The sequence below is a fragment of the Streptomyces otsuchiensis genome (assembly GCF_004305975.1).
Classification (GTDB): domain Bacteria; phylum Actinomycetota; class Actinomycetes; order Streptomycetales; family Streptomycetaceae; genus Streptomyces; species Streptomyces otsuchiensis.
In genome coordinates, this window is the sequence record NZ_BHZI01000347.1 from 1 (window position 1) to 5,221 (window position 5,221).

General features: G+C 74.4%; 4 protein-coding genes. All 4 read left to right on the forward strand.

The annotated features are described in order from the left end of the window. A partial coding sequence (locus E0D90_RS23255; RefSeq protein ID WP_130799958.1) for a MurR/RpiR family transcriptional regulator occupies positions 1-606 on the forward strand: 606 nt, incomplete at its 5' end. 246 nt (positions 607-852) lie between these two features. Next, the gene (gene hutU, locus E0D90_RS23260; protein WP_227870430.1) at positions 853-2,604 is read left to right on the forward strand and encodes a urocanate hydratase; all 1,752 of its coding nucleotides are present in this window, start codon (positions 853-855) and stop codon (positions 2,602-2,604) included. Next, the gene (locus E0D90_RS23265; protein ID WP_130799959.1) at positions 2,601-3,821 is read left to right on the forward strand and encodes an allantoate amidohydrolase; all 1,221 of its coding nucleotides are present in this window, start codon (positions 2,601-2,603) and stop codon (positions 3,819-3,821) included. The genes hutU and E0D90_RS23265 overlap by 4 nt, the downstream gene beginning before the upstream one ends. Then, the gene (locus tag E0D90_RS23270; protein WP_174856249.1) at positions 3,812-5,218 is read left to right on the forward strand and encodes a formimidoylglutamate deiminase; all 1,407 of its coding nucleotides are present in this window, start codon (positions 3,812-3,814) and stop codon (positions 5,216-5,218) included. The genes E0D90_RS23265 and E0D90_RS23270 overlap by 10 nt, the downstream gene beginning before the upstream one ends. The last annotated feature ends 3 nt before the right edge of the window (positions 5,219-5,221 follow it).

Genomic DNA, 5,221 nt, shown 5'->3' on the forward strand with positions numbered 1-5,221 from the left:
GAGCGGGCGGGCACCGAGGGGGCCACTCCGTCCGCCAACTCCTACCAGCAGGCGGTGCGGGCCGAGATCGCCCACCTGCGGCAGCTGGCCGACCTGCTGGCCGATCCGGCGCCGGTCGAGGAGGCCGGGCGCCGCCTGGCCCGGTCCCGGCCGCTGCCGGTCCTCGGACTGCGCGCCGCCGCGGCGCAGGCCCGTGGGTTCTGCTACTTCGCCGCCAAGGTCCACCCCGATGTCCGCCTGCTGGACGAGGGCGGCACCATGCTGGCCGACCGGATCGACGCGGCGGTCGCGGCCGGTGCCACCGATCTGCTCTGCTTCGCGCTGCCGCGCCACCCGGCGGAGGTCGCCGAGGCGCTGGAGGTGGCCCGCGCGGCCGGGCTGGGCGTGATCATGGTCGCGGACGGCGCCTTCGTGCCCGTGGTGCAGTCCGGTGACCTGCTGCTGCCCGCCGCCGTCGGGCGTGCCCTGACCTTCGACACCGCGTGCGCGCCGATGATGCTGGGGCGGGTGCTGCTGGAGGCCATGTGCGACGCGCTGCCACAGGCACAGTCCCGGCTGGAGGAGTTCGACGCCCGCGCCGCCGAGCGCGGTCTCTTCCTGGAGTGAGGGCAAGCGAGCGGTGCGAGGGCGGTGAGGACGGTGAGCGGCGCGAGGACGGGGCGCGTCGCGGGAGCCGGGGGAGTGGTGCGTCGCGGGCGTTGTTGACTGAACTTATTCAGTCCGTAGAGTGAGTGAATAACAGTCATCAGGCACCGTCATCGGCCCGTGGCCCCGGCCGCCGGCGCCGGCCCGCCAAACGGCCGCCGCCCGCGTGACCGCCCACCCGGGCCGTGCTCCCGGGAGGCAGCTGCCATGTCAGGACCCCGACCCGTCCGAGCTCCGCGCGGCACGGAACTCACCACCCTCGGCTGGCAGCAGGAAGCCGCGCTGCGGATGCTCCAGAACAACCTCGACCCCGAGGTGGCCGAGCACCCGGACCGGCTCGTCGTCTACGGCGGCACCGGCAAGGCCGCGCGGGACTGGGCCTCCTTCGACGCCATGGTCCGCACGCTGCGCACCCTCAAGCAGGACGAGACCATGCTCGTCCAGTCCGGCCGCCCCGTCGGCGTCATGACCACCCATGAGTGGGCGCCGCGGGTGCTGATCGCCAACTCCAACCTGGTCGGTGACTGGGCCAACTGGGAGGAGTTCCGCCGCCTCGAACAGCTGGGGCTGACCATGTACGGCCAGATGACCGCCGGATCGTGGATCTACATCGGCACCCAGGGCATCCTCCAGGGCACCTACGAGACCTTCGCCGCCGTCGGCGCCAAGCTCGCCGAGACCCGTGGCGGGGACGGCTCGCTCGCCGGAACCATCACCCTCACCGCCGGGCTCGGCGGCATGGGCGGCGCCCAGCCGCTGGCCGTCACCATGAACGGCGGCGTCGTCATCTGTGTCGACTGCGACCCCCGCGCCATCGAGCGGCGCATCGAGCACCGCTACCTCGACGTGCGGGCCGACTCCCTCGACCACGCCCTGGCGCTGGCCACCGAAGCCCGCGACGCGCGCCGGCCGCTCTCCGTCGGCGTCCTCGGCAACGCCGCCGACCTGCTGCCGCAGCTGCTGGCCAGTGGCGCGCCGATCGACATCGTCACCGACCAGACCAGCGCCCACGACCCGCTCTCCTACCTGCCCTCCGGCGTCGCGTTCGAGGACATGGCCTCCTACGCCGCCGACAAACCCGCCGACTTCACCCAGCGGGCGCGCGAGTCGATGGCCCGCCACGTCGAGGCGATGGTCGGATTCCAGGACGCCGGCGCGGAGGTCTTCGACTACGGCAACTCCATCCGGGGCGAGGCGCGACTGGCCGGCTACGACCGCGCCTTCGACTTCCCCGGCTTCGTCCCCGCCTACATCCGCCCGCTGTTCTGCGCGGGCAAGGGCCCGTTCCGCTGGGCCGCCCTCAGCGGCGACCCCAAGGACATCGCCGCCACCGACCGGGCCGTCCTGGAGCTGTTCCCCGAGAACGAGCAGCTGGCCCGCTGGATCCGGATGGCGGGGGAGCGCGTCCGGTTCCAGGGGCTGCCCGCACGGATCTGCTGGCTGGGCCAGGGCGAGCGCGACCGCGCCGGCGAACGGTTCAACGACATGGTGGCCGCCGGCGAGATCAGCGCGCCGCTGGCCATCGGCCGCGACCACCTCGACTGCGGCTCCGTCGCCTCCCCCTACCGGGAGACCGAGGCGATGCGCGACGGCTCCGACGCCATCGCCGACTGGCCCCTGCTCAACGCCATGGTCAACGTCGCCTCCGGCGCCTCCTGGGTCTCCCTCCACCACGGCGGCGGCGTCGGCATGGGCCGTTCCATCCACGCCGGCCAGGTCACCGTCGCCGACGGCACCCCGCTCGCGGGCGAGAAGATCCGCCGGGTCCTCACCAACGACCCGGGCATGGGCGTCATCCGCCACGTCGACGCCGGGTATCCGGAGGCCGAGGAGACCGCCCGCGACCAGGGGGTCCGCGTCCCGATGCGCGAGAGCGACCCCGGCCCGGCCGCCACCGCCACCGCCACCGCGGCCGCCACCGGCACCGGTCACGGCGACACCGCCGGGGCCGCCCGATGAGCCCCGCCTCCTTCCACGAGATGTGGCGCGAGCTGCTGCCCGTCGGCCGCTCGCCCCGTAGCGGCGGCTACCGCCGCTACGCCTGGACGGCCGCCGACATCGACTGCCGCGCCTGGTTCCGCGCCCAGGCCGAGTACCGCGGACTGACCTACGAGACCGACCGCAACGGCAACCAGTGGGCCTGGCTCGGCGACCCCACCGGCACCGACGCCGTCGTCACCGGCTCCCACCTGGACTCCGTCCCCAACGGCGGCGCCTTCGACGGCCCCCTCGGTGTCGTCTCCGCCTTCGCCGCACTCGACGAACTCCGCGCCCGCGACGTCCGCCCCACCCGCCCGCTGGCCGTGGTGAACTTCGGCGACGAGGAGGGCGCCCGGTTCGGGCTCGCCTGCGCCGGCTCCCGCCTCAGCGCCGGGAAACTCACCCCGGAACAGGCCCACCGCCTCACCGACGCCGACGGTGTCACCCTCGCCCGGGCCATGGAGCAGGCCGGACACGACCCCGAGGCCATCGGCCCCGACCCCGAGCGCCTCTCCCGCGTCGGCGCCTTCGTCGAACTCCACGTGGAACAGGGGCGCTCCCTCGTCGACACCGGTCACGCCGTCGGAGTCGCCTCCGCGATCTGGCCGCACGGCCGCTGGCGCTTCGACTTCCACGGCGAGGCCAACCACGCCGGCACCACCCGGCTCGACGACCGCAGCGACCCGATGCTGACCTACGCCACCACCGTGCTCGCCGCCCGCAAGAAGGCCCGGCTCGCCGGCGCCCTCGCCACCTTCGGCAAGGTCTCCGTCGAGCCCAACGGCGTCAACGCCATCCCCTCCCTGGTGCGCGGCTGGCTGGACTCCCGCGCCGCCGACCACGACACCCTGGACCGGGTGGTGGCGGAGATCCGCCGCGCCGCCGCCGAGCGCGGCGAGAGGGACGGCGTCCGGGTGGAGGTCACCCGCGAGTCGTTCACGCCGGTCGTGGAGTTCGACCACGCCCTGCGTGACCGGCTCACCGGCATCCTCGGAGGCGACCGCGAGGTCCCCGTGCTGCCCACCGGAGCCGGCCACGACGCCGGAATTCTGTCCTCCGCGCTCCCAAGCGCCATGCTGTATGTGAGGAACCCGACCGGCGTCTCGCACTCGCCCGCCGAATCCGCCGACGAGGACGACTGCACGGCCGGGGTCACCGCGCTCGCCGAGGTGCTGGAGGGACTCGCATGTCGCTGACCCCGCAGAGCTACTGGGCGGAGCACGCCTGGATCGACCAGGAGGTCAGGCCCGGCGTCCTCATCGACACCGGGACCGACGGCCGGATCATCCGGCTCGCGCCCGGAGTGACCGAGCCGCCGGTCGGCTCCGTCGACCTTCCCGGCCTCACCGTCCCCGGACTCGCCAACGCCCACAGCCACGCCTTCCACCGCGCGCTGCGCGGCGTCTCCCAGACGCCCGCCGCCGCAGGCCCCGGGACCGCCGGAGACTCCCCTGCCACCGACGGTGCGAACGGGGGAACCGGATCGTTCTGGACCTGGCGCGAGGTGATGTACTCCGTCGCCGACCGCCTCACCCCCGACACGTACTTCGATCTCGCGCGCGCCGTCTACGCCGAAATGGCTCTGGCCGGTATCACCTCCGTCGGTGAGTTCCACTATCTCCACCACGCTCCCGGCGGCAGCCCCTACCCGGACCCCAACGCCATGGGGAACGCCCTGATCGCCGCCGCCGCCGAGGCGGGCGTCCGGCTCACCCTCCTCGACACCTGCTACCTCTCCGCCGGCTTCGGCGCGCCACCGGGCACCTCCCAGCTGCGCTTCAGCGACGGTGACGCCGCCGCCTGGGCCCGCCGCGCCGACGCGCTCGACGACGCCTCCGGCGTCGTGATCGGCGCCGCCGTCCACTCGGTGCGTGCCGTCCCCGCCGACCAGCTCGGCCGGGTCGCGCGGTGGGCGCGGGAACGCGGCGCGCCCCTGCATGTGCATCTCTCCGAGCAACCCGCCGAGAACGAGGAGTGCCTGGCGGCGCACGGCCGCACCCCCGCACGGCTCCTCGCCGACCACGGGGTGCTCGGTCCGGGCACCACCGCGGTCCACGCCACACACCTGACCGACGAGGACATCGCCCTGCTCGGTGACAGCGGCACCGGCGTGTGCATGTGCCCCACCACCGAACGAGATCTCGCGGACGGCATCGGCCCGGCGACCCGGCTGGAGGCTGCCGGCAGCCCGCTCTCCCTCGGCAGCGACAGCCACGCCGTGATCGACCTGCTCGAAGAGGCCCGCGCCATGGAGCTGAACGAACGGCTGCGCTCCCGCCGACGCGGCCACTGGACCGCCGGGCAGCTCCTGGCCGCCGCCACCCGCCACGGCCAGGCCGCCCTCGGCCGGGCCGACGCCGGACGACTGGAGCCGGGAGCCCTCGCCGACTTCACCACCCTCGCCCTGGACTCCGTCCGCACCGCCGGTCCCCGGCCCCGGCGCGCCGCCGAGGCTGCGGTCTTCGCGGCGACGGCGGCCGACATCCGGCACACCGTGGTCGGCGGCCGCCATGTCGTCCGCGACGGTCACCACCAGCTGGTACCCCGCGTGCCGGAGGCGCTGGCCCTCGCCGTGGACGCCCTGCGCGGCTGACCC